Raw genomic sequence first — 2409 nt, forward strand, 5'->3', positions numbered from 1 at the left:
CCTCTCCTTGAATACGAATTTTATTGTTTACAATGGTAGCCACATTAGGGTTTGAACTGGTAAGCGTAACCGGGGCTCCGGAACTCGCATATGCAAAAGGAAAAAAGTCTGGATCACCCACTTGTTTATTATCTATCTTTTTGAAATCAATAACTTGATTGTAATTAGGTGTTGTCTCACCCACCAAAAATGCACCTGCCGGCCTAACATAGGGCACGTAATCCGCATTAGCCGTCAATTGTGCATCCACATGCTTTAATACCGCTATCTCATCTGCCGGACCTATACCACCAGGCCCAATTGTTGTAGAAAAAGTAATTGCTCCTCCAGCATCTGTAATTCTTTTTATAAATCTATAGGCTTGATCTTCATCGTAATATAATGGTTCATCATATTGAGACCAACGTCTTCGAATTGGGGCAAACATATGTTTTACAAGTGTTTTACCTGACTCAGAACTTACAGATACACCACTAACTTCAAAGTCTGGAACTGTAAATTCATCATACCCAAAAGAATTTGATGGTGCTTTTTGTCCACCTATAGAGGTAACGTGACCATGTGTAAAATCAGACCACATATCGTTAGCTTGATATTTTATTATTTGATAATCATCCGGATCTCTTTCACCAGGACCATCCGAATCCACTTTAATACCAGGGAAATATGATTTTTTCCAATTTGTAGCAATAGCTGGTTTTTGTATAGTATGAGCATCTAAAAGTGCATTAATAAACCTATCTTTTACAGGAATAGATTCTACGCCACCTCCAAAATTATCAATCCAATAGCCATCAATTAAGCCATCAAAACGCTTTGCAAAGCCTACACATATATCTTCAAAAGCTTGAAAGTTGTTTGTGTTATTACTAGCTACATAATTATTCCAGGAATTTACTTGTGCTGTAGTACCATTGGCCATAGAGGGCTTATGATTTATGTATAGAATCACTTTAATACCTGCATCTTTAAATACTTGTATAACATCAAGAATAATTTGTTCATTCTGTGGGCTTGGAAAAAATCGCTCATTAAGTTGATTAGCTAAACCAGGTAAATCGGGATTATCTCTTAAAAGAAATAAGCTACTATTTGCATTGTTGGTAAAATTTGTCATAACGTGACCCATAGTAGGGTAATCTCTAACTATCCGCCTAGCTTCTTCAACGTAGTCATAACCATTAGTATCAACAAAAGTATCTAGATCTTTTCCGCCTCTAATAATTAATCGTACTCCCCAGGAGCCTTCCATCCATGGAACTTCTGAGGTCTGTGCGTTTACCATATCAGAACAAACGATTAAAAAAGCCAATAAAACGACTGTTTTCATCCGTGAAAACAGTGTGTTTTTTAAAAAAAAGAACATTAACGGGTTAAATTTTTTCATAATTTTAGTTTTAAGGTGTTGGTATTTATTGTTTCTTCGGTTATAAATTATAATGAGACTTAGTCCTGTACGAAAGTTTTCCTCAAGTCCAGTATCAACATTTACATAACTTGATACTAGTTTATTTTAAATAAGAAATAACACCCGTGAACGGAATCACTGGTATTATAATCAAGGTTTTTATTAGCTTATTTTTTAATTATTTTCTTGGTCTGTACTTGCTGTCCATCTGTTACTTTAAGGATATATACCCCAGAAGAGAGGCTACTTAAATCAACAACTGCACTTGCCACTTTAATATTTTGAGAAAGCACTCTTTGTCCAGCATAATTGATTATATCCAGCTGAGCCGTTTTTGAACCGCTAATTTTAACGTTAAGTATATCTGTTACAGGGTTCGGGAAGACATAAAGTACGCCATCAGCGTCTGAGGTTTCCACACCAAGCGTCGTTGTTCCTGAACTTGTTCTTGCTGAACTTGTATTTGCTGAATTTGTACACCCCGAAACGGCAACATTTGGCCCGGTGACTTCAACATAATCTATTTTTGCAAGGCCCATACTACTGGTAGAACTTAGAATTATAGATTTTACTCCTGCTCCTAAACTAACGGTTGCTTCTGCTGTTAACCAGCCTCCTTGTGTGTTGACAAATGAAATACCACTGGCCACGGTCGTTCCGTCAACAATGAGATTTGCAGTCCTGGGAGAGCCTACTAAATAACGCCATACGAAAGTATAAGATCCAGCAGCACCATCTATTTCCCAATCTATTGCTCTTCCCATTGCGTTAGATGTATTGGCATAACCGATACCTGTATAACCTGCATCAGCACTTTGGATCACACCATCCACATCACAAAAACCAGTCGTATTTTCTTGAATCGTTATGGTATTGTTGGTATTTGTATTTGATTGAGATCCATATACCTCTACTTCTGCGAGGTTCAATGTAGTGGTAAGGTTGGATTGTATTCTAACAACCTGACCAATAGCACCACCAGCGTCCAGGGTTACAGAAGG

General features: G+C 37.4%; 2 protein-coding genes. Both read right to left on the reverse strand.

Annotated features, from left to right (window positions below; genetic code table 11):
• Positions 1-1387, reverse strand: a 1387-nt coding sequence (locus tag FNH22_RS31640; RefSeq protein WP_143402547.1) for a hypothetical protein, incomplete at its 3' end; no start/stop codon positions are given.
• A gap of 188 nt (positions 1388-1575) precedes the next feature.
• The coding region (locus tag FNH22_RS32530) for a T9SS type A sorting domain-containing protein (RefSeq protein ID WP_221420399.1) at positions 1576-2409 on the reverse strand (834 nt) is incomplete at its 5' end.

Origin of the sequence: Fulvivirga sp. M361, assembly GCF_007097395.1 — a bacterium.
Taxonomy (GTDB): Bacteria; Bacteroidota; Bacteroidia; order Cytophagales; family Cyclobacteriaceae; genus Fulvivirga.